General features: G+C 57.3%; 29 protein-coding genes and 1 tRNA gene. 1 reads left to right on the top strand and 29 read right to left on the bottom strand.

What is annotated here, in order from left to right; all coding sequences use genetic code 11:
- Window positions 1-13: 13 nt before the first annotated feature.
- The 5 genes from LPA37_RS03605 to LPA37_RS03625 form a co-directional block, all read right to left on the bottom strand.
- Window positions 14-1,486 carry a DUF2213 domain-containing protein gene (locus tag LPA37_RS03605; RefSeq protein ID WP_229011515.1) on the bottom strand — a complete coding sequence of 491 codons (1,473 nt, stop codon included), beginning with the start codon at window positions 1,484-1,486 and terminating at the stop codon, window positions 14-16.
- A gap of 3 nt (window positions 1,487-1,489) precedes the next feature.
- Window positions 1,490-2,104 carry a hypothetical protein gene (locus LPA37_RS03610; RefSeq protein ID WP_229011524.1) on the bottom strand — a complete coding sequence of 205 codons (615 nt, stop codon included), beginning with the start codon at window positions 2,102-2,104 and terminating at the stop codon, window positions 1,490-1,492.
- Between the two features lie 95 nt (window positions 2,105-2,199).
- Window positions 2,200-2,763, bottom strand: a complete 564-nt coding sequence (locus LPA37_RS03615) for an NUDIX hydrolase (protein ID WP_229011526.1) — start codon at window positions 2,761-2,763, stop codon at window positions 2,200-2,202.
- A gap of 34 nt (window positions 2,764-2,797) precedes the next feature.
- Window positions 2,798-3,097, bottom strand: a complete 300-nt coding sequence (locus LPA37_RS03620; RefSeq protein WP_229011527.1) for a hypothetical protein — start codon at window positions 3,095-3,097, stop codon at window positions 2,798-2,800.
- Window positions 3,097-3,942: a phage head morphogenesis protein gene (locus LPA37_RS03625; protein WP_229011528.1), complete on the bottom strand. Its 846-nt coding sequence runs from the start codon at window positions 3,940-3,942 to the stop codon at window positions 3,097-3,099. The genes LPA37_RS03620 and LPA37_RS03625 overlap by 1 nt, the downstream gene beginning before the upstream one ends.
- A gap of 11 nt (window positions 3,943-3,953) precedes the next feature.
- On the opposite strand from LPA37_RS03625, the gene LPA37_RS03630 reads away from it, so the two are divergent.
- Complete coding sequence (locus tag LPA37_RS03630; protein ID WP_229011530.1) at window positions 3,954-4,202, top strand: hypothetical protein; 249 nt, start codon at window positions 3,954-3,956, stop codon at window positions 4,200-4,202.
- On the opposite strand, the gene LPA37_RS03635 is transcribed toward LPA37_RS03630, so the two are convergent.
- The 24 genes from LPA37_RS03635 to LPA37_RS03750 all read right to left on the bottom strand — a co-directional run bounded on the left by LPA37_RS03635 (window position 4,199) and on the right by LPA37_RS03750 (window position 18,948).
- Window positions 4,199-5,767 carry a DUF1073 domain-containing protein gene (locus LPA37_RS03635; RefSeq protein ID WP_229011532.1) on the bottom strand — a complete coding sequence of 523 codons (1,569 nt, stop codon included), beginning with the start codon at window positions 5,765-5,767 and terminating at the stop codon, window positions 4,199-4,201. The two genes, LPA37_RS03630 and LPA37_RS03635, sit on opposite strands and share 4 nt — an antisense overlap.
- Window positions 5,764-7,344, bottom strand: a complete 1,581-nt coding sequence (gene terL / locus LPA37_RS03640) for a phage terminase large subunit (protein ID WP_229011533.1) — start codon at window positions 7,342-7,344, stop codon at window positions 5,764-5,766. The genes LPA37_RS03635 and terL overlap by 4 nt, the downstream gene beginning before the upstream one ends.
- Window positions 7,286-7,792 carry a DUF2280 domain-containing protein gene (locus LPA37_RS03645; RefSeq protein WP_229011535.1) on the bottom strand — a complete coding sequence of 169 codons (507 nt, stop codon included), beginning with the start codon at window positions 7,790-7,792 and terminating at the stop codon, window positions 7,286-7,288. The genes terL and LPA37_RS03645 overlap by 59 nt, the downstream gene beginning before the upstream one ends.
- A 30-nt stretch (window positions 7,793-7,822) precedes the next feature.
- A complete protein-coding gene (locus LPA37_RS03650; RefSeq protein ID WP_229011538.1) occupies window positions 7,823-8,485 on the bottom strand; it encodes a putative metallopeptidase in 663 nt (220 codons plus the stop codon).
- A gap of 115 nt (window positions 8,486-8,600) precedes the next feature.
- Window positions 8,601-8,676: transfer RNA gene (locus LPA37_RS03655), tRNA-Gly, on the bottom strand.
- A 527-nt stretch (window positions 8,677-9,203) separates the two neighbouring features.
- Window positions 9,204-9,341: a hypothetical protein gene (locus LPA37_RS03660; RefSeq protein WP_229011540.1), complete on the bottom strand. Its 138-nt coding sequence runs from the start codon at window positions 9,339-9,341 to the stop codon at window positions 9,204-9,206.
- On the bottom strand, window positions 9,341-9,538 hold the full coding sequence (locus LPA37_RS03665; RefSeq protein ID WP_229011542.1) for a hypothetical protein: 198 nt from the start codon (window positions 9,536-9,538) through the stop codon (window positions 9,341-9,343). Before LPA37_RS03665 ends, LPA37_RS03660 begins: the two co-directional genes overlap by 1 nt.
- Window positions 9,539-9,761: 223 nt before the next feature.
- A complete protein-coding gene (locus LPA37_RS03670; protein ID WP_229011544.1) occupies window positions 9,762-10,076 on the bottom strand; it encodes a hypothetical protein in 315 nt (104 codons plus the stop codon).
- A 182-nt stretch (window positions 10,077-10,258) separates the two neighbouring features.
- Window positions 10,259-10,480 carry a hypothetical protein gene (locus tag LPA37_RS03675; protein WP_229011545.1) on the bottom strand — a complete coding sequence of 74 codons (222 nt, stop codon included), beginning with the start codon at window positions 10,478-10,480 and terminating at the stop codon, window positions 10,259-10,261.
- A gap of 180 nt (window positions 10,481-10,660) precedes the next feature.
- Complete coding sequence (locus tag LPA37_RS03680) at window positions 10,661-10,942, bottom strand: hypothetical protein (RefSeq protein ID WP_229011547.1); 282 nt, start codon at window positions 10,940-10,942, stop codon at window positions 10,661-10,663.
- Entirely contained in the window at window positions 10,939-11,187 is a 249-nt protein-coding gene (locus LPA37_RS03685) for a hypothetical protein (protein ID WP_229011549.1), read from the bottom strand. The genes LPA37_RS03680 and LPA37_RS03685 overlap by 4 nt, the downstream gene beginning before the upstream one ends.
- Window positions 11,184-11,780: a recombination protein NinG gene (locus LPA37_RS03690; protein ID WP_229011551.1), complete on the bottom strand. Its 597-nt coding sequence runs from the start codon at window positions 11,778-11,780 to the stop codon at window positions 11,184-11,186. The genes LPA37_RS03685 and LPA37_RS03690 overlap by 4 nt, the downstream gene beginning before the upstream one ends.
- Window positions 11,777-12,250: a DUF1367 family protein gene (locus LPA37_RS03695; protein WP_229011553.1), complete on the bottom strand. Its 474-nt coding sequence runs from the start codon at window positions 12,248-12,250 to the stop codon at window positions 11,777-11,779. Before LPA37_RS03695 ends, LPA37_RS03690 begins: the two co-directional genes overlap by 4 nt.
- The gene (locus LPA37_RS03700; protein WP_229011556.1) at window positions 12,247-12,432 is read right to left on the bottom strand and encodes a hypothetical protein; all 186 of its coding nucleotides are present in this window, start codon (window positions 12,430-12,432) and stop codon (window positions 12,247-12,249) included. Before LPA37_RS03700 ends, LPA37_RS03695 begins: the two co-directional genes overlap by 4 nt.
- Window positions 12,433-12,721: 289 nt before the next feature.
- Window positions 12,722-12,922, bottom strand: coding sequence for a hypothetical protein (locus LPA37_RS03705; protein ID WP_229011557.1), 201 nt, complete (start codon window positions 12,920-12,922; stop codon window positions 12,722-12,724).
- Complete coding sequence (locus tag LPA37_RS03710) at window positions 12,923-14,158, bottom strand: DNA cytosine methyltransferase (RefSeq protein ID WP_229011560.1); 1,236 nt, start codon at window positions 14,156-14,158, stop codon at window positions 12,923-12,925.
- A gap of 50 nt (window positions 14,159-14,208) precedes the next feature.
- Window positions 14,209-14,565 (bottom strand): hypothetical protein, encoded by a 357-nt coding sequence (locus LPA37_RS03715; RefSeq protein WP_229011561.1) that lies wholly within the window; start codon window positions 14,563-14,565, stop codon window positions 14,209-14,211.
- A complete protein-coding gene (locus LPA37_RS03720) occupies window positions 14,562-14,723 on the bottom strand; it encodes a DUF7696 family protein (RefSeq protein WP_229011563.1) in 162 nt (53 codons plus the stop codon). Before LPA37_RS03720 ends, LPA37_RS03715 begins: the two co-directional genes overlap by 4 nt.
- A complete protein-coding gene (locus tag LPA37_RS03725) occupies window positions 14,720-15,616 on the bottom strand; it encodes a DUF7146 domain-containing protein (protein WP_229011565.1) in 897 nt (298 codons plus the stop codon). The genes LPA37_RS03720 and LPA37_RS03725 overlap by 4 nt, the downstream gene beginning before the upstream one ends.
- Complete coding sequence (locus LPA37_RS03730) at window positions 15,606-17,174, bottom strand: DEAD/DEAH box helicase (protein WP_229011567.1); 1,569 nt, start codon at window positions 17,172-17,174, stop codon at window positions 15,606-15,608. The genes LPA37_RS03725 and LPA37_RS03730 overlap by 11 nt, the downstream gene beginning before the upstream one ends.
- Window positions 17,175-17,183: 9 nt before the next feature.
- On the bottom strand, window positions 17,184-18,011 hold the full coding sequence (locus LPA37_RS03735) for an HNH endonuclease (protein ID WP_229011569.1): 828 nt from the start codon (window positions 18,009-18,011) through the stop codon (window positions 17,184-17,186).
- Entirely contained in the window at window positions 18,008-18,529 is a 522-nt protein-coding gene (locus tag LPA37_RS03740) for an HNH endonuclease (RefSeq protein WP_229011571.1), read from the bottom strand. The genes LPA37_RS03735 and LPA37_RS03740 overlap by 4 nt, the downstream gene beginning before the upstream one ends.
- Before the next feature lie 21 nt (window positions 18,530-18,550).
- On the bottom strand, window positions 18,551-18,733 hold the full coding sequence (locus LPA37_RS03745; RefSeq protein ID WP_229011572.1) for a hypothetical protein: 183 nt from the start codon (window positions 18,731-18,733) through the stop codon (window positions 18,551-18,553).
- Window positions 18,730-18,948 carry a hypothetical protein gene (locus LPA37_RS03750; RefSeq protein WP_229011574.1) on the bottom strand — a complete coding sequence of 73 codons (219 nt, stop codon included), beginning with the start codon at window positions 18,946-18,948 and terminating at the stop codon, window positions 18,730-18,732. Before LPA37_RS03750 ends, LPA37_RS03745 begins: the two co-directional genes overlap by 4 nt.
- Window position 18,949: the final 1 nt, after the last annotated feature.

Below are 18,949 nucleotides of genomic sequence, written 5' to 3' on the forward strand. Positions count from 1 at the left end.
TGTGTCCTGTTGATTAGCGGGCGATACGATCGGCGCCGGGAAAGGCTTCGAGAAAATCCGAGGGCATCGAACTATCCAATGCCACTCGCGGCTTCGGTGCATCGCCGGGCTTCGGCTGAGCCATCAGCACGGCCTTATACGCGCTCGGATGCACGCCCTTGATGTCGATCTTCAGCACTTCGAGCGCCGACTTGTAGACCGATTCCGCGCTGTCCATCGCGGTCAGTTTGCCGACGTAGGGCTTGACGGTTTCTTCGGCTTCGGAAATGGCGCGCAGCCGTGCGATGGTCTTCGCTTCGACATCACGCGCAGTCGCATCGCAGGCGAGTTTGATCGCCTTGTCCATTGCAGCCTTGTCCATCTTTTCATCCTTGTCATCATTCGCGGCAGGGATCGGGTCCTTGTTGGCACCGTTCTTCGGGTCCGCGTTCGCAGCGCCGGCCGTTTGTGTCGGCCCGTCCGTCGCCTGCGGCTTGACTGCGCCTGCAGCGGGCGCGCTCAAAGCGGCCTGAATCTGCGCGAGGTCTTCATCGCTGATCTTGCCGCGAAGCATGCCGAGGATCTGTTCGGTCTTCGGGTCCGGCTCGTCTTCCGCGACATCGTTGTCCGGCTGTTCGCCGTCGAGCTTGTCGAGCAGTTCGACCACATCGGCCAGATCGGCATCCTTCGCCAGCAACGGTTTGATCGCTGCCACGATGCCGGGCTTTTTGTCGAGCCAGTTGGACTTCTTCACGCCGGCAAGGATCGATTTCAGATCGATCGATGCGTCTGCGGCCAGCATGGGGGTCACGACAGCCAGCAAGGCCCCGTGAGCCATTGCGGCCTTTTTGCTGAGAGTCTTGCTCACTGTTTTTGCTCCATGAAGGTTGAGTGAGTGATGTTTTACTGCTTTGTCGCCGATAACGACCAAGGGACCGGCTCTCCCTGTTTCTACGAGTGCCAAATGGTTCGCCACTATGTCAACCATTCGGATTTGATATCGCTGACCTTGGAAAACGCCATCTTCGAGAATTGGCTTGTAGTAATACCCGCAGCTCAATTCGCGTTGGCTCCCGTTCTGGATTGCCTCAATGGCCTTGGCATCTGTGACGACCAAACTGTTTTTCAAGTACGGCGCCTCATATACGGCATCTGTTCCAGTGCTTCCGACTACCTTGTCTTTCTCAGGATTCGCAGCGCTTACCGCGATGTGCTCAGACATCAGCGGGATAAGGTTGAAAGTGTTCGCGGCCCTCTCTAACTCCTCACCAGGGCGGTAGAGTTGGTATATCTCTTTCGGATCAAGCCCCAACTCTTCATAGCCGGGAATCTCGTTTCCCATGTAGGGTGCGACCTGCTCGCGCGAGATATTGGCTATCGAGACATGCAGGCGCCCGTCAACATCGATCGATCGCACGCTGGCATAGTCGAACGCTAGCTTGTTGGAACCCATTCCTTTTGCCCATAAAAAAGCCACCGTATTAGGTGGCTTGATGATGTGTGTCACGCGCTAGGGCATATCGGGCCACCAGCGATTCGATTTCGATTGATTCTCTAACCCCGGCAGCACTTGCAAATTGAATTCGCAATGCATGCCGCAAACGACCTTAGAGACCAGCGGGACTATGTGATCGACATGATGCTGGATGCCGGTTTCGCGCGTCAGACGCAACGATTCAGCGTAAATCGCGTGCATGGCTTCTTTGTTTGCCCATCCGGGCGTCGCCTTCTTGTGGGCGGCCAACCGTTTGGCCTTTATGACATTTATGGTAGCCCTATTGGCTTGCGACCATTTGCGCATAATGGCCCTAGTTGCGGTAGGGTTCTCGCGCTTCCATTTGGCGTTCTGCGCATCTAGCTTTTCTTTGTTTGCCCGATACCGGAGGATCGCCCCAACTGCCTTCCTTTCGCGGTTGGCTTCGCGCCATGCCTTGTCCGTTTCGGCGTAGCGCTCTTTATTGGTGGCGTAGTACTCGCGCGCATGTTTAGAGCGAGCCTCTTTGTTTGTCCGGTTGTACTCAGAGTGGCAAGCCTTGCATTTGAATTGCAAACCATCCGAAGTGCGCGCACATTTACTGAAGGCGGAAAGGTCTTTCTCCTGTCCGCAAGTTCTGCAGAGTTTCATGCCTAACCTTGACGAGAGGTTTGACTATTCGAGGGTGGAGCAGGAGGGTAGTCATCCCTCTTTTCGGCTGGCCGGCCTAGCTCCACAATGTGATTCTATTCTCCAAACATGTCGATAGGATATCGATCGAACGCCATGCCATTGACGGTGGGTATTGCGCCATCCATTGCCGGCTTGTCATCGGTCGACTTCCCCAGCGCCATATCCACTACTTCGCGCACGCCAGGGTGAAGAGGTTCCGGCGGGTTGTCGAGCGATGCCCATTTGTATTGCGTGTGCTCGGACTTGTCGATCTTCGGCTTGAATTTGTATCGAATGAATTGCCGGTAGGTCACGAAATCGACCTCGGAGCCGCTATCGTCTTTGCTCGAAGTGCTGGCGATTTCCGACAGTTCGCCGTAGGGATAGGCACCAATTTCTTCCGCGCATTCCCGCTTCGCTGTTTCTTCGGGCGTTTCATCGTCATCAGCGCGGCCACCGGGCAAGTCCCAGGTATTCGGATGATTAGCATCTGGCGCGCGCAGCAGGAATAGCACCTCATCATCGGGCGTGACCAGCATAATCCCGGCGCCTTTGATCTTCGAATCGCTCGCTACGAACTCTTTGCCGACCTTCTTCGGGATGCCGAGATTGCTTTTCCCCTCGGCGGCGGCGAACATCGCTCGCTTCTGCTTTTCGGATACCGCAGGCATATCAAGTCCCAACCGCCAGATTCAGACCCGCAACCCCGCTAAGCGTGATCGCTGCGATGTTCGTGTTGGCGCCGATGGTCAGCGCCAGTTGCGCGCCGGGCAGAATGACCACGCCGCCGCCGATCGCTACCGTGACGCTGCTGCTCCCGAGCGCGACGAAGACGGGCGACGGTCCGAGATTGGTCACGAGCGCAATGGTGGGCGTTCCCGTGGTCGGAATGACGGCGCGCCCAGAAGTGCTCGTGACTGCAATCTCGACAGCCGCTGTCGGCGCGAATGATGCGATTGGAGCGGTTGCCATTATTCGAGACCCTTAATTACACTTTGCGCCGTACATCGGCAGTTCGGAAGTTCGCCCGGCCATATCAAGTCACCGTCTATCAAGCAACCCTTGGCGACGTCGTATAGTTTTCCTTTGCCGCCGTCAGCCTGGCTGGCTGCGACATGAGACTGACGGGGATGCTTACCGCCATGAGAGTGACGCCAGCGGGCTTCGGTGATGCCCAGTTCGGCCTGACGCGTGCGATTGATTACTGCGGTCATCTTGTTGGCCTGGTCGCGTGCAATAAAGGCAGCCCGGCGTTTCGTGACGCCGTAGCGCTTGGTCAGTTCTTCGGTCAGATCCCCGAGGTTGCGGCCTTGGGTCATCGACTGCATAACCAGACCTTCGACGTCGCTCAGATGCTGCTGCGCGATGCTCTTGATGAGCCCGACGTTCTCGCCAACGGCGGCCTGCATAGCGTTATTTACTTCCGCCGTCGCCTTGAATTTGACCGTAAAGCCCGCTTTGGCCAGAACGTCCTTGAGTTGCACATCGGTCGCGCCAGCAGCTTTGTCGACGAAATACTCCGCCAGTTCGTCAGCCCCTTTGTCGAATGCCTTCAGCCAGCGCCGCGACATGCGGTGAATTGCGCGTCGCATGGCATTGGCGGGGCTGCCGTCCCGGAAAGATTCGAAGCCCGCATCCTGTGCTAGGCTAGGCGGTGGGTTTGCCCGGTATTGAGCGGTGATCCAGAAGCTGAGTGACTTGTGAAGCGCGTCCACCCATTTCTGTAGCGCGCGGTTATACGACGCCTCAATACCAGCGTTTGCCCGCACCGGCCGCAGGACAACATCCTTGCCAGTCGGAGAAACGAGCTTTACCATCGGGAGCCAGAATGAAGGAAGGAATCGAAGTCGATTACGTCGGTTACGACCATGAAGAGCCGCAGCGTGTGGTCGTCTACGTTGGCGAGAACGATGAATACTCGGCGCGCTTTAACCTGTCCGATCTGCTGGATACCGAGCTGGACATGTTCAAGCTAAAAAGCGGCCTGACGGACAGTGCCGGCAAGCCGCGATTCGATGCGATGGAGCTTGAGCTAACCGAAATGGTCAGGCGGATTCGGGCGATCCGGTACGGCTAAACCGTTTCTCCTTCATCCTCCGGATGCTCATGGCCGGTCAACTTCTCGGCATGAACCTCCGGGCCAATCTCAGGCTCGGGCGGCTCCGGCATCATGCTTATGTCGAGTCCAGCATAGGACGAATCGACTTCACCCGCCACGCGGTTCCGGCTTTCCTCTGGTGCCACGACGCCTGCACCGATCAGCACAGCATCCGTATCAGCCTCGATCTTACGAATGTTCGCGCGCTTTTCTTCATCCATCGTGCGCATCGGTTCCCATTCGAACGATATATCAGGATCAATTTCTCCAAACAGCGAGAGCTGGACGACATTCAGAATCTTCGAGAGAGCGGGCGTATAAATCTGCTGATTGGCGGAAATGGTGTCCTGGAACACTTCAATCTCGCCTTCAGACGTAGCGTTCAGCCCACTCGGCGTGATGCCAGTCAAGTAGACCAGCGGCAACCCTGTCGGCGCGCATTGCTGCTCCTGTGACTGCGCCTGCAACTTGTCCAGGCTACCCAGGGGCGCGGAGATGTTCTCGAACTCCTCCGTGTCCCTGTTGATCGCATTGACGCCGTGATTATCGCGCCCCAGATTGAACATCTGGAGGCGATTGTAGAAATCAACTAGCCCACCAGCATTCGTGATCTGGCTCATGTCCGTCTTGAGCGTCCAGACCGTGAAGGCGTGGATCAGATCGGAGACCGACTGGCGCGTGCGCAGCCAGTTGTCCACATACGGCTTTACCATCTGCGACAACGAGAGACCGGCGAACGCATAAGCCGGCTTCAGGATGTCAGGCACTTCCCGCGAGATGATCGTCAGCAAGCGGCTGGAGTGAATCTCCTTGCCCATGACGAACCAGCTCGTCGGCTTGTAGAACGTCGGGTCAAGCGGGTCGTTGGCGTTGTACCGGTTTGGGTATGACCAGATCGGCTCTATGACCGTGAGACGTTTGAGCGCTCCGATCCCGATCTTTGCCGATGATTCAACCAGATCGGTTTTCAGTTCATTAGGATCGAGTTGGTCCGACTCCATTCCAACATCGAGAAATATCTGCGAACGGCCGAAGAAACCGTCTTGCTCGATCGCCTCACGGAACTTCGCCTGGACATTCAGGCGCTTGAATTCGGCTTCGATCTTCCGGATTTCAACCGACTTGTCTTCCTCGCCCGCCGCCTTGATTCGAATCCATTTGCGGGTCATTTCCCGCGCGTAGACCTCGGCGGGCTTGCGGAACTCCGGAATCTGAGCCCAATTGGCAAGTACCGTGAACCCGGGGAAGGCGTAGCCCTCACCAAACGCCGAGTTGATGTTGTCCAGCAACCCGAGATTGATGGCAGCATTCTCGCTGAAACCCGCATCCATCGCGAGTTTAGAGCCCTTGACGCCTTCAGGCAATACGCCCTTGATCGGCTCATAGGGCCTGAAAATGTCCTTCTTTACCGTTCGGGTCGCGGGCTTGTTGCGCATCATCAGCACTGCATCAGTCGTCACCCTCACTGCCGCAGACTTCGCCGGCTCGATGGGCGCAATTCGGCGCGCTGCCATCTGGGCCTGTTTGCGGTTTTTGCGGTTCATCGTGTGGCGCCCATGCGAGCGAAGAGTTTTAGGGCGTCCTGACTGATGACAAGGGGCTTCGTGCCTCCCAGCATGTCGGTAATGGCGTCAACCATCGGGTCAATCTGATCGTCGTGCGCGTGAGTATCGTCGGCAGTGAAAGAGTCGCACTCGGTCATGAAGTCGCTAACCCATGGCGCTTCGACCGGCACGCAAACATTTCCCACATCGATCTGGCTCACGATATCCATGACGCGCGTGAGCTTGTCTTTCGTGCGCTCAATGCCCTGAACCGGGATTCCGCCGTCAGCCTTGATTTCCTGAATAAGACCTGTCCCGCTGGCCTTGTCCTCGACCAGCATCTGGCGCAAGGTCGGCGCATCCGGGTTTCCCGAACCAATCGCCTTGTGTTTATTCCAGAAGTCGATGGCGCGGCGTTTTAGTTCGGGCGCTTCCCACTTGCCGCGGATCAGGTCCAGCAGATAGACGCGGTTGTCTATGCCATAACCCCAGCATTCGAAGACGCTGTAATCGTTGCGCTCGGCGGTCTTTTGCGCCGTATCAGCGTAGATCTTGCGGAACTTCAGTTGAGGCGACGCGCTGTAGCGAACGAACTTGCCCGACTGGATAATCCCGCCGCCCAAGGGAGTAGGGCGCTGCATGTACTGACCGCTGAAGACATAGCGGTCGGCCTTTTCAGAGGCCAGCAAATCCTGCAACGGCTCCTTATACGGCCAGTAGCTGAACCGTCCATCAGAGTCGCGCTCGGAACTGTCCACGAGCGGCTGGATATGCTCGGGTAGATTGGCAACGTACTCATCCGTGATGAGCGCGGGAATCTCGATGAATGTCCATTCGCCGGGAACACCCCCCGACTTGATGAAGCCAGTTGGATCTTCCTCGGCCAGGCGTTGCATGATCAGGACAATCGGCGTGTCCGGATTGGCCCGCCGGCTCTTGACCGTTGAGATGAGTTTTCGGTTCGCCTTGTCGCGATTGGTCTTGCTGTAGGCGTCTTCTACTTTTAGTGGGTCATCGATCAGGATGGCGCCCATCCAGCCCTCAGCCATGTGACCGGCGCGAAAGCCTGTGATCTGCCCGCCCAGCGATGTGGCATAGACCCCGCCGGCCTTCTTTCCGCTGTCCTCGACGTTCCAGCGCTTCTTTGAATCCGCATCGGTTGCGATCTTGCGTGGCCAGAGCGCCTGGTACTCCTCGGAGCGCACAACCTCGCGCGCTGTCTCGGAATTCAGTACCGCAAGGTCGTCCGAATATGAGATATGCAGGAAGCGGGCGCGGGCATTCAGAGCCAGTCCGCGGGCGATCAGATTGATCACCACCTCTTCAGTCTTGGACGAACCCGGCGAAACGTTGAACACGACGTTCTTGATCTCGCCGCGAATCACCTTCTCAAGCGTGTCCGCGATATAGACGTGGTGCCAGTTGACCCGGAAATCTATGCCCTGGCGGATCCTGAAGAAGTGCTTCGTGAACTCAAGGTGATCGGCCTCCAGCTTGATGCGGAGCCGCCTAAGCTTCTCAGCCTTGATCTGCGTCAGACTTGGCAGCGAGGCGTTCGAGGACGGCAAGTTCTTCATCGGTCAAATCACTCAGATCGACCGGAACGGGTTGCGTCTTGATCGGACCGCCGTCTTTGCCGGTGTGCTCCAGCTTGTGTCTGTTGGTGTAGGCGTCGCCCGTTTCCTTGGCGACCTGCTCGAGCAACTGGGCGACCATGTTGATATTGCCCTGCGTCTCGGCCCTGTCTATCAGGCGCTGCAACGTGCGCAGCCTGACGGCGCGGTGTGACACACCAATCAGGCTCGTGTCTTCCAGGAACGTCTTGCGCGTCTCTATGAATATCTGGCGATAGCGCTCGCTCAGCTTCTGGCCGGCGCGCTTGTTCGGGTCATAGAGTTCGCATTGCTGGGGCGAAACGACAAGCCCAAACTCGGCCTTGATATCTTTGGCTACCTGCGAGGGCGTATCGAAGCACGCCAAAGCCTGCACGATGCGCAGTTTGACGTTTTCGGCCAGCGCTGCCATTTCAGTGTTTCCTTCAATGCACCTTCAATGCTAGGCGGCTTTCAATAAGCAAGTCCCGCACATCCGCGCAATATCGACCTGTCCGACTTCGGGAGCACGCTTTGCAGCCTCAACCAGAGCGGCTGTCTTGCCCGCCGCAGCACCGACTCCATACCTGCGGACGATGCCAACAAACTCTTCGCAATCGTGGCCTTGGATGCCGATCTTCGGAAGACCGTCGCGGGTGAAAGCAGGAGCGTCGAACGCATCCCGCTCTTGTGCGATATGAAAGAGTTCATGTTCAACGAGCGCGCAGAATTCGATGTCCGAGCATTCCCGCGCGTAATGGGCATCCAGCGTAATGAGGTAGGCGGGGACTCTCCCGAACCATTCCTTCATCTGCTGTTCCTGCCGGCCTTTCTGCCATGCTCCACAACGAAAGGTGACTTCTTCGCACTGGCCGACTACGCGGCGCATCTGGCGTTTGTTCTCGACGGCTGCCCACAGGTATTCGATGTCGGCGTAGTGGAGATGTTTGTGATCCTCGTTATAGAGCGGTGAGGATTCGTCCATCAGGGTCTTGGCTACCCACTCGGCGAGGCCATCGGCCGGCACGAAATGCTTGGTCCAGTTGCTCTCGTCGAAGAGCAGATCAGGCGGCATTGGGCGAAGCGGCGCAAGGTTCCTGATGATTTCTGGCTTCTTGCGAGGCATCTGTTGCTCTTGGCTCGTTGTCGATTGGAGGAATTCCCTTTCAATCGTGCAATCTGCAATACAAAGTGCCCGATGCCTTGGGCGAATCTCGACCGAAGGGTCTGAGAGGAGACGCTGGAGCGATCTGTCGGATTCGAACCGACAACCGAGTGCTTGGAAGGCACCGACTCTGCCAATTGAGCTAAGACCGCATGTTTAAGAGAGTTACCGCGTGCGGCCCGCGAACCCGCAGGGTGCAATCGCACTGCGCGGCCTTTTCGTTTCACCCTCACGGCTGGCAGATGTTTAGCCTCGTTAGAATTGGGGCTTGAGCCTCTAACAACTGAGGCATGGGCCATTCCCATCTACCATGCGTGAGGAGCCTCGTTTCGTGAGGCAACCGGTATATTGGCGGCTTACCCGCGAGCACTGGCGTTGCGCCAGAAGCGGATGCAGCCCGCGACCGCAGGCCGGAGGGAAAGGGTCCCGTCGCCCGTGTGATACTGCGTAGCCGACCTACGCTGGCGGCGGGAGGGGGTCATTTCCCGGACCGAAGCTCAATCTCGCATTCCTCGATCCAGCAAAAAATCTCTTTCTTTTCATTCATCACTGAAAATGCATGGTGAGCGGCTGATTCGTCTTCATACACGCGCTCGATCCAGCATTCGTCTTCATGGTCGCCGGGGGACTGCAAAACCTTGCACATCAGCGCGTAGCATTTCATCAGCCGTCCCAGCCTTCACGCATGCTTCTCTCCGACGATCACCAGCAATCGATCCAGTCTAGCCAGCATCGAAGCCTTCAGCGCTTCATCGATCCGCATCCGGTCAATATCTCCCTCAAGGCTTTCGAGGATTGTCTGTGCTTCGGATTCCATCAATGCCGCCGTGCAAAAAGGGCTTCAGCGCCTTCTTCTGGCGTGAATCCGAGGCCAAAATAGCCGTGAAGCAGGGAGTAAGCGTGTTCTGTCGGCCGCCATGGCGGAACGATCAGGCCGGCATAGACCGCTGCGTCGAGAACGCTCCGGGTCCACTCGAACAAAATCGCCTGCTCGCGCTCGCTCAAGTCATCCATCAGTCTTGCCCCGAGATATCGCGAAGCGCAGCGATGCCGATAATCACCAGGCAGACTGCAATGGCGATTACGATTTTGAGGGGCATGGCGGAATCCAGAAAGCAAAAAAGCCTCGACCGGTGCTAACCGATTGAGGCTTTGGCAGCCTAAGCCACCTTAGCAAAAAGGATAGCAGAAGAAACATAAAGTGTGCGGAATTAAGATGTGCGGGAAAATCCGCACACTAATCTGCCATTGCCATGTCCTCTACTTTCGATACTGCGGCCAGATGCACTTTTTTGATCGTCGGCGTCCACTTCAGCGCGAGTCGAGCAAAACGGTGCATCCGATCGTAGAACGTACGGCGCCCGATTCCCATGTCATAGGCGAGAGCCTTGATATTCCGTGCGTGATGAAAATAGAAGAGGGCAAAGCACATTCCGCCTTCCGGATCATCTTCAGCGACTTTCTGAAGCGACATATTGAAGAATGATATGTCTGAATCCATCGGACCATCAGGCTCCCAATCGCTGCGATCCGCGACTTGCAGCTTTGCCATGATGCTTGGCGGGACGGGAGGGGCCAGATAGCGTCGAGTTCGCGCCCAGTATGCCCATTCGTGGCAATACGCTCCGAGTTCCTGATCTGTCATGCTCTCACCCCGGCTCAGATTATCCAACACGCAAAATTATACTACGAATTCAGTACTACTTATCGCTGCAAATTATTGAATTCGCTACGTTATTCCTCTTCCAATCCAGTGATTCCATACATATAAATCGGTCGCTCTTCTGGCGTCTGCACTTCCACCTTCACTTCCGGAACAGGCCGATCCCGATATCGTCGGCGGTGCAAGGTAGGGGCTTCATACTTTGGGCGGTGCAGTACCATCAGCGCGCCAAAGATCACAACCGATCCAATACCCAGAAGGTAGCCGGCGAGTAATAGAAGGACGTTTGCCATGTCAGTGACCACAGGGGAGGGAATCGCGAGTCCATGCATGCGCGCCACAGGACAGGCACGTCGCTGGAATAAAGACGATCTCGACAGAGCCGTCTTCGGTGGTGACGTGTTTCGTGATTATCCGAATTTCGTCTGGCTGTTTGGCGGGCCATTCCGGGATAGGGCTGGGCGGGAAATAATTCATGATTGATCCTTGGCTCGGGCGGCATCGATCGTTGCATCGAGTTCTTCCAGGCGCAGCCCGTGCCCTTCGTTGGCAGACTCGTCCAGCTCCTGCCATTGCACAACATCGATACGCGGTGCAGTCGTATCGTTCGGTTGCTGTCGGAGCCATTGATATCGGCCTGCATCCTCCCGCAACCCCTGCACTTCCGCCTCAAGGGCTAGATAGTCCTTATGCAGGACGTAGAGTCCGCTTTCGCAGGGCATCGATGAAACGCCGTAGCGCTGGGGTTTGGTCATGCTGCCTTCCATCGACGAGTGCCGGCAACCTTCTTAATGCGCCCTTGCTTGGCCCACAGCGTAATCAGGCGCGTGGCCGCAAAATCCACAATGTCATAGCTTTCGCGGCGCGCGGCTACGTTGGCTTGCATGATTGGGTCCATGAGAGCAGCGCGAATCGCCTGCGCGTCGAATTCCGCTTGTTCCATGCGGCACTCAGCAGCGAAAATCGCTTTCTCTGGAACTTCGATTCCCTTGATCTTCATTCCACACACTCCAGTTGATTGGCTACTTCCTTCTTCATCTCCCGCACCTTCGCTCGGTAATGCGCCTTCAACTCAACGATTTCGGGGATGGTGAGCTTCAGAGGTTCGTGCGGACCCTCAAGGCGCTCGACTTCTGCGAGACCGATCTTCTTCACCAAGTTCACCCGATATGCCACCAAAAAGCCGGATTGATGACGGTTGCACGGTAGACACTGCTTATGGACGTTGGCCGGGTCAAACCGGATAGCCGGGCTCGAACCGCGAGACAGGTAATGCCCCGCGTCCCATTGCCCTTTCCACGACGCCGGCCGCCCGCACGAAATACACGGCAGCGCTGCATCCCTGAGCCTGATCCACTGATTGAACGCCGCCTGCAACTCCTTCAGATGCGCGCCTCGCGTCTTCGCTTTCTCCAGTGCCTCGCGGAGAGATTTGCGCTCGACCTTCGCTGCCCTTGCTTGCTTCGCCGCTTTTTCTTTCGCTGTGAGCGCGATTGCGCACGGAACGCTGCACACCTTGGCCATGCTGCTCATGGGCGTATAAACGCAGCCACATTGCCTGCACTTGCGGGGCTTGATTGAGGCGCGGATCATTGCTCGAACTCCACCAGAACAGCCTCAACCATCTGTTCCCGACCTTCATCATTCAGATGCGGCCACAGATATCGATAAGCCTGCGGCGACCGGATGAACGCCTTCACGCCCTCATGGATATCGTGAAACTCGACGTCATCCAAAGCCTCGTATGCGATTGACTTCGGTAGGGCTACCAGCGAGCCATCCGGACCCGGCATGAATTCCACGTGACCAGCGCCGACCTCGATCCACTTGCGCATGCGCTCGCGGTCGTCAAATACTTCCTGCGTGGCGAAGAATGCGCCCATCATGGCGAAGTGCAGACGGTGGAATTTCGGGCTGCGGGGAATCCTGAAGTCGAATGACAGCGTGTCGCCGGGACGAAGTTTTTCCAACTTCGCGCGGAATCGCCCGTAAGCGCGCTCGTTCTTTTCGTCGATGCCAGTCAACTTGCCGCGATCGTCGATGTGGAGAATGACTTTGCTCACCGCACGCCTCCCGTTGCATCAATCACGACACAGCAATCGCCTTGGGCCGAAAGATCCGCGACGCTTGCGATGCTGGAAGCAAAGCCGCATGAGTTGGGCTCGCCGAAATCCGGGAATTCGATAAACACCCGGTGATGGCCGGGGAACTTCTGGAGTTCTTCGATGAGTTCGGAAACGGTCACGATTCGTCCCTCAGCTTTTTCACGCTCGCGATGTTCAGCCGAATTTCTTCAGCTGCATGGATCGGGCTGCACCCACCTTCGAGCCACATGGCAGTGCATTCGAGCGACGTCAGGATTTTGTTCAGGGCCGCGCGACGCGCAGACGCCTGAGCTTCTTGGCGACTTGTAATGCCAGCCTGTACGCGCTCCGGATGGTTATCGCGTTCCCACACGCACCGCTCGCAATTACCGCAAGCGGAACCAAGTGAATACGATCCCTTGCAGACGGGTCCGATATATTTGGGCTGCATCACTTTTCCTCCCCGATAATTCTCATTTCAACCGCGTAATCCAGCCCCAACTCCGCAGCGTTTTCCGCCATTACTTCCAAAGCCCGTTCCGCTACTGCCCGCTTCCCGATAATCTCGGCAAGCTCGTCAAACTGTTTGAGGCTGCAATGCGGGCCGAATAACTCGATGAGGTTGCACTTTTCGCGATGGGTTAGGGACATTTAGGCGGCGTCCTTTAACGCCTCATCGGCAGAGCAAATGAATTCGGCTGCCTGATGAGGATTTATTGCGTTTCCATATCCGCGCAGACTCCCGACTCGATAGGCCTTTGCTCGTTTGAGGCTTGCAGCATCAAGGCCTGCCAGGTCAGCCAGTCGGCGCTGTTCGGCGCTGAGCTTGCCCATTCCTGCGGGTAGCCCATCAACCAGCGGGAATGTTCCGGGTTCAACTGGCCGCCACTTTTCGTCCCGGCAGAGAAGCCAGTCAGCAGCTCGCCAGAAGCCGTTAGTCGGGCCGGCTGGTTCAATATGCTCAAAGCTTGCGCACTCGTCGCCAAATTGACCGATGCATTCTGACGATTCATCCGCCGCAAGCTGTATTCGTGAGTGTTCTGAGATACCCTCGAATTGTTGTCGTCTGCTGCCGTTGGTGTCGGCCAGCTCGCTAAGCACGCCATCGCCGCCAGATCCGGGCCGTGCGACCGCATCGCCTCGCGAATGCCGCCTTCCGTCGATCGGACGCCCTTGTCGGCGAGTGCTGATGTTGGCGTGGGCCACGTCGCGAGAATCGCTGCGTGGTTGAGCGTGATGTTCGACGTCGAGAAATTGGCCGCCGGATGACGCAACGCGTCCGTGGTCGTGGTCGTGGGCCACGATGCCAGCCACGCCACCCGGCCGAGTAGAGCGTTTAGCGGCACGTTCGCGCACTCGCTTCCGTCCTTGTGATCGCGCGTAGTCGGCGTCGGCCACGAAGTAAGCGCGGTCTCTGATGTGCGGCGCACCGATGCTCGCAGACGGGAAAGGATTCGTCCCGCAGGCGTAACCAGCGGCTTCCAGGTCAGTGAAAACAAGGTCGATCCAAGGTTCGACGTCCTTGCTTGCAACCTGCTCGCCAAAGATGATTGAAGGGCGACGCTGCGTGATGAGCCAGTCCCAGAAGGGCCAGAGGTGCCGCTCGTCAGCAAACCCAGCGCCTGCGCCTGCCTGGGAGAAAGGTTGGCAAGGGCAACTTCCCGTCCAAACAGGTCGGTCGTCAGGCCAACCAGCCAATCGGAGAGCGTGGGACCATCCACCGATCCCGGCAAACCAGTGGCATTGCGTGAACCCTCTGACGTCATCTGGGTGTACATCTCTGATGTCTCGTTCATCCACTTCACCCTGTGCTATTTGTCCAGACTTGATTAAATTTCTGAGGTGCTCTGCCGCGTAACCATTGATTTCGTTGTAGTAGGCCGCCATTCACACCCCCTCCGCTTCAATTACATCCATTGCCTGATGGGAGAGGGGGTTCATGCGACAGCCCCGAAAAGTGCCTCGACATATGTATCGCGATGAGGGCGATTCAGAGCCGTACGCTTTGCCCGGATCTTCTCGATAGTTTTCTGACGTGCGCGATCAATTGCATAGACGCGTTTTGCATCAATGCCTTTTCCGTACGCATACAATTTCACTGTCCGGTTTCCACCAAGGGGGCTCGGGCCGAAATCAGCGATATGAATTAGGCCCATGTCGTGGGCCTGCCGGATGTATTTGTCCACCGATTGCCGGAAGTCACCAGTCAACTCCGTCAGACGGTTAGGCGATACAGGACCGTGCTCGCGGATCAGCGCGACGATCTCGTAGATTTTGGTTTTGGGTTTGCTCATCTCTCACTCCAAAGAGCCGCAAGGCCCTGTTTGATCTGTTCCGCTGCTGCTTCGCCAAATGCTTTTTGAATCTCGCCGATGTATGATCGTCTTGCCTGTAGCGACCACCTGGCGATTTCTTCGATTACTTCGCGGAGGCGGGTGGGGTCGGCGATCATTCATCGCACCAGTCCGTTCCGGTTTTGGCGGGAATGCGAACCTCGGTCTTGATGCCCTTCAGCGATAGGCGGTTAGCCAGCGAGTACGCTGCCGTCTGGCCAGTAAAGTTCTCATCGTTATCGCCGAACACAATCAAGTGCCGTAGACCTTCGGGCGCTTCCCAGTCGCGCATACCGCCAGCGGAGATCGCAGCCCACACCGGCATCGCGAATAGCACGGAGGCGCGCAGGGCGGTTTCGATTCCTTCGGCTAGACCAAGGCATTCCGCCATCGGCGCGAGGCGGATAGCGCCGGTCTTGATCGTTCCGGCCATTACCTTTTTCGGTTCGTCGACCGGTGCCTTGCCGCCATTCCCATCCAGCCATGTACGGTGCATGGTCGACGGCTTGCCATCGGGCATCGTCACGAGGGCCAGCATCGCCGGGTATGCCTGGCCTGCGTCATAGCGTAGGGATGGGTGCATGCGGATCGTGTTGGGTATGTCGACGATGCCGGTGCGACCGTTCAGATACGTCCAGACGAGATCGCCATGCACCACGGCGCGCGATTGCGAATAGACACGGCGCAATGCCTGCTGCTTTTGCTCGTCGGTGAATTCCTGGCGCGGGGCGTCCTGTTTCGAGATTCCCAACACGCGCTCAACTTCTCGTGCCGCCTCGGCGAACGACCAGCCATTCAACTTGCGCAGGAGCGAAAATCCATCCCCTGCTCCACATTTCGAACAGAACCACGACCCGCGGCCATCCTTGTTATCGAAGCGGTATCGGTCGGTTCCTTTGCACATGGGACAGGGGCCATGTTTCTTCGAAAGGAATTCGGAGGCCACGCCTAGGGATGTCAGGATCGACTCCCAGCGGTCTACGCAGAGATCACCGATGCGCTCACGCTGCATTCTGTTTCCCCTTGGCGTAAGCGATGTTTCGCGACTGGATATACTTTTTCGTCTCGATGGACGGCTCACAAGCAACTTTCTTCATCGCGTTCGGCCAGACGCCGTGACGTTCCCTGAAGCAGTGCGCCACGCGCCCATCAGACCAGCCTTTCATCGCCTGATACCCAAGCAGTTCAGAGAAAAACTGCTGCTTCTCGGCTCGCGTCGCCTTGACCTTCTTCGCGCCACGCTCCTGCTTGACGAGCTCGCCGTCAGCCGCATGAACCGTGTTCTGTTTTTCCGGTGCGAAGCCGCATTGCGGGCACTTGTGCGAAACCTTCATGAACTTGCACTTGGCACACGCGCTCGGCAACTTTGCCTCTTTCGGTTTGGATGCCGATTGCTTCTTCGGCTTGCCATCGTCCAGATCGAGCGGCAGATCGTCGGTCGGAAAGCCCAGGTGTTGAACGGTGCCGGAATGGTCGAGAATCAGGGCGCGCGTCTTGCCTTCGGACGGACGCAGGACGCGGCCCGCCATCTGCACGTAGCGAATCAGGCTCTTTGTCGGACGGGCGAGAATCAGGGTTTGGCAGAAGGGCGCATCCCAGCCCTCGGCGAGCAGCGATGCATTGCTGATGATCGTCGTCTGACCGTTTTCGAAGCGCTTGAGGGCTTCACGCCGGCTGTCGGTGTCGTCGTAGCAATCGATGTGTTCAGCCTTCACGCCGGCCGCCAGAAACTGCTCAACGATGTGTTTGCTGTGTGCGATGTTCGAAGCGAACACAACCGTAGGCGTACCTTTCGCCAGGCGCATCCAGTGCGAAACGATATCGCCGATCAATTCCGGCTTGTCGGTCGCATTGCCAACATCCATGTCCGAAAAATCCATCTCGCCGAACTTGTTCCGAACCTGCTTGAATCCGGTCATGTCCGGCTCAGACGGGGCATAGATGTCGCAGTCGACCAGGAACCCCTCATCGATCAGTTCGCGGATGCTCGATGCAACCACCATGCGCTCGAACAGCGGGCCGCCGAGCTTGTCGTACACCTTGCCCAGCCCCTTAGCGAACGGAGACGCTGAGAGGCCGATTACGGGCTTCCCTGCGAATGTTTCGATGATGCCGCGGTAGTCTTTCGAGCCCGCCACGCCGTGCGCTTCGTCGATGATGATGAAATCGACGTCCGGGATTCCGCGCTTGGCGACGGTCTGGATCGAGCAAACCAGCACGTGCTCATACTCGCGGCGGCTGTTCTGGCCTTGGATGATTCCGTGATCGATGCCGTACTTGCGGAACGTCTTCGAGGCCTGTTCGACGAGCTGAATCCGGTTCGCGAGGAATGCAACGCGCTTGCCCTTGAGGCGCGCACCTTTGACCAGGCCAACGGACAACGCGGTTTTGCCGCAACCGGTCGGACCGTAAAGCATCTGGCGAAGATAACCCTCACCCAAGCCAGTGCGAAGGGCTTGAATCGCAGCGGCCTGGTACGGACGCAAGTCGAGTTCAGCAACCAAAGGCCCCGAGCCAAGGGGAGGGGTTTCCGAAACGGCGGCGGCAAATTCGGTGTCGGCGAAATTCACGATCTCTCCCTATGGCTTATCAAAGGGGTTAGTAGAGTCTTCCTCTGGCTGGGTGGTTTTAATACCCGAAGGTGAAGAAGGAGAAGCAGTAGAAGAGCCGTCACCTTGGTACTCACCTTGCCGATTGCTTGGTGAATCACCTTTCCGTTCACCATCCCGACGGGTTGGTGAAGACTTAGGTGATGTCCAATCGTCCGGCAGGGTGTCCGATTTGTCTTGATTGCAATCGACACAAGACGGGACCATGTTGTCGAACGTATGGCGACCACCCTTCGCTCTAGGATGCAAGTGATCGATTTCCCAAACATCGCCCAACACTTCGCCGCAGTGATGACAAGCGCCGGATGTCTTCGCCAGGACCTTGGCACGCAGCTTTGCGCGCTCGGAACCGTCTTTGGTGCGGCGCGGTGCGGTCTTGGGCTGATCCCCCTTTCCATCCACACCAAAACGGGTCGCGGCACCGGCGTTTTGCCGCACATATTCATCCTTTACCATCCGTGAGGAGTACCAAATTGGGCCAAGCTGCTGACACACCAAAGTTACGGGTTCTCCGTCCTTTCGACCTGATCGCGGCACATAGACGAACGCCTTGACCGGATCGTCTTTGTCGGCACCCTTCAGGATTCCCTTATCCACCAGCGACCGCAGCGATGCCACGGTGCTATTTACTGCTTGCGCGATTTCCTTCAACGGCCAGCGGAGAATCCCGTACTCCTCCTGGTCGTGCATCAAACACATGACATCGACCCACAGGCCCTTCTCGGCGTGCGTGCACCGGCGCAGGTTGCTGTTCGAAGTCCAGTCGCCCGGATAGAACTGAAAGGAAGGGCGCCTCATACCTGCTCCCTGATCCGGTTCCAACAGATGCCGCAGAAATAGCGGAACACCTTCGAATTGCTATGAATCCACCGATTACCCGCAATTTCCATCGCCTCTATCACTTCGAATACATCCAGTTTCTCGATAAAATTCCGCACGCTGATGCGTGAAGACTCGGAAAGTTCGTAGCCAGGCACGAACCGCTCGTACACTTCATTGACGCGCTCGATCTCGGCCTCGATCCGGCTGCGCTTGGCTTGGATGACGGCGTGATAGCCACGCAACTGCTCTTCGCGCTCCGCAATCTCCACCGCCTTATCGGCCAACGACTGAGGAATGGCATCCAGCGAGCGCGCGCCCTTACCGCGATTGCACGGAAAGCAGGCGGTGATGTAATTATCGAATTCCTCGGCGCCACCCTCGGCGAGCGCAACGATATGATCGACCTCGAGCTTTACTTCCGGCGGGTGAGCGCCGCAGTACTGGCATGTGAAACCATCGCGCTTAAAAACTTCGAAGCGCGTCGTCTTGCTCATCGGTTTGCGCTTTGTTGCCAATTACTTCCCCTTGCCAACACAAGCCGTAGCCGTAACATCGCGCAGATACGCGGCGATTTCGGCCTTCAGTTCTTTGCCCAACTGCATGCGTACTTCGATAGCCGTCGACACCGTGATGCGCGCGATCAGTTCGTTGATCTGGAGCAGCGAGACGTCGAGTGCAACGGATTCGCGCGCATTCATACCCCCTCCCTGACCGCAACCCGCCGTGCTTCCCTCGCCGCACTCTCCGCGACCTCGCTTTCAGCCTGGGCGAGCAGGTAACGGACGTTGTCGACCAGAGAGCGCAGGAGAGCGAGCGTGGCTTCAGTGGGACCGGACGCCATGGAATTACCGGCAGCGTCGAGCTGACGGCGACAGAGCATGTAGGATTCGGCGGTGCCGAAGAGTTCGGTCATT

It is taken from the genome of Paraburkholderia gardini (genome assembly GCF_907164545.1).
GTDB lineage: Bacteria > Pseudomonadota > Gammaproteobacteria > Burkholderiales > Burkholderiaceae > Paraburkholderia > Paraburkholderia gardini.

Excerpts from the sequence above, each read along its gene's own strand:
- LPA37_RS03610 (WP_229011524.1), bottom strand. The coding sequence starts at position 2,104 with ATGAAACTCTGCAGAACTTGCGGACAGGAGAAAGACCTTTCCGCCTTC.
- LPA37_RS03615 (WP_229011526.1), bottom strand. The coding sequence starts at position 2,763 with ATGTTCGCCGCCGCCGAGGGGAAAAGCAATCTCGGCATCCCGAAGAAG.
- LPA37_RS03620 (WP_229011527.1), bottom strand. The coding sequence starts at position 3,097 with ATGGCAACCGCTCCAATCGCATCATTCGCGCCGACAGCGGCTGTCGAG.
- LPA37_RS03625 (WP_229011528.1), bottom strand. The coding sequence starts at position 3,942 with ATGGTAAAGCTCGTTTCTCCGACTGGCAAGGATGTTGTCCTGCGGCCG.
- LPA37_RS03630 (WP_229011530.1), top strand. The coding sequence starts at position 3,954 with ATGAAGGAAGGAATCGAAGTCGATTACGTCGGTTACGACCATGAAGAG.
- LPA37_RS03635 (WP_229011532.1), bottom strand. The coding sequence starts at position 5,767 with ATGAACCGCAAAAACCGCAAACAGGCCCAGATGGCAGCGCGCCGAATT.
- terL (WP_229011533.1), bottom strand. The coding sequence starts at position 7,344 with ATGAAGAACTTGCCGTCCTCGAACGCCTCGCTGCCAAGTCTGACGCAG.
- LPA37_RS03645 (WP_229011535.1), bottom strand. The coding sequence starts at position 7,792 with ATGGCAGCGCTGGCCGAAAACGTCAAACTGCGCATCGTGCAGGCTTTG.
- LPA37_RS03650 (WP_229011538.1), bottom strand. The coding sequence starts at position 8,485 with ATGCCTCGCAAGAAGCCAGAAATCATCAGGAACCTTGCGCCGCTTCGC.
- LPA37_RS03660 (WP_229011540.1), bottom strand. The coding sequence starts at position 9,341 with ATGGAATCCGAAGCACAGACAATCCTCGAAAGCCTTGAGGGAGATATT.
- LPA37_RS03665 (WP_229011542.1), bottom strand. The coding sequence starts at position 9,538 with ATGGATGACTTGAGCGAGCGCGAGCAGGCGATTTTGTTCGAGTGGACC.
- LPA37_RS03670 (WP_229011544.1), bottom strand. The coding sequence starts at position 10,076 with ATGGCAAAGCTGCAAGTCGCGGATCGCAGCGATTGGGAGCCTGATGGT.
- LPA37_RS03675 (WP_229011545.1), bottom strand. The coding sequence starts at position 10,480 with ATGGCAAACGTCCTTCTATTACTCGCCGGCTACCTTCTGGGTATTGGA.
- LPA37_RS03680 (WP_229011547.1), bottom strand. The coding sequence starts at position 10,942 with ATGACCAAACCCCAGCGCTACGGCGTTTCATCGATGCCCTGCGAAAGC.
- LPA37_RS03685 (WP_229011549.1), bottom strand. The coding sequence starts at position 11,187 with ATGAAGATCAAGGGAATCGAAGTTCCAGAGAAAGCGATTTTCGCTGCT.
- LPA37_RS03690 (WP_229011551.1), bottom strand. The coding sequence starts at position 11,780 with ATGATCCGCGCCTCAATCAAGCCCCGCAAGTGCAGGCAATGTGGCTGC.
- LPA37_RS03705 (WP_229011557.1), bottom strand. The coding sequence starts at position 12,922 with ATGTCCCTAACCCATCGCGAAAAGTGCAACCTCATCGAGTTATTCGGC.
- LPA37_RS03710 (WP_229011560.1), bottom strand. The coding sequence starts at position 14,158 with ATGGCGGCCTACTACAACGAAATCAATGGTTACGCGGCAGAGCACCTC.
- LPA37_RS03715 (WP_229011561.1), bottom strand. The coding sequence starts at position 14,565 with ATGAGCAAACCCAAAACCAAAATCTACGAGATCGTCGCGCTGATCCGC.
- LPA37_RS03720 (WP_229011563.1), bottom strand. The coding sequence starts at position 14,723 with ATGATCGCCGACCCCACCCGCCTCCGCGAAGTAATCGAAGAAATCGCC.
- LPA37_RS03725 (WP_229011565.1), bottom strand. The coding sequence starts at position 15,616 with ATGCAGCGTGAGCGCATCGGTGATCTCTGCGTAGACCGCTGGGAGTCG.
- LPA37_RS03735 (WP_229011569.1), bottom strand. The coding sequence starts at position 18,011 with ATGAGGCGCCCTTCCTTTCAGTTCTATCCGGGCGACTGGACTTCGAAC.
- LPA37_RS03740 (WP_229011571.1), bottom strand. The coding sequence starts at position 18,529 with ATGAGCAAGACGACGCGCTTCGAAGTTTTTAAGCGCGATGGTTTCACA.
- LPA37_RS03745 (WP_229011572.1), bottom strand. The coding sequence starts at position 18,733 with ATGAATGCGCGCGAATCCGTTGCACTCGACGTCTCGCTGCTCCAGATC.
- LPA37_RS03750 (WP_229011574.1), bottom strand. The coding sequence starts at position 18,948 with ATGACCGAACTCTTCGGCACCGCCGAATCCTACATGCTCTGTCGCCGT.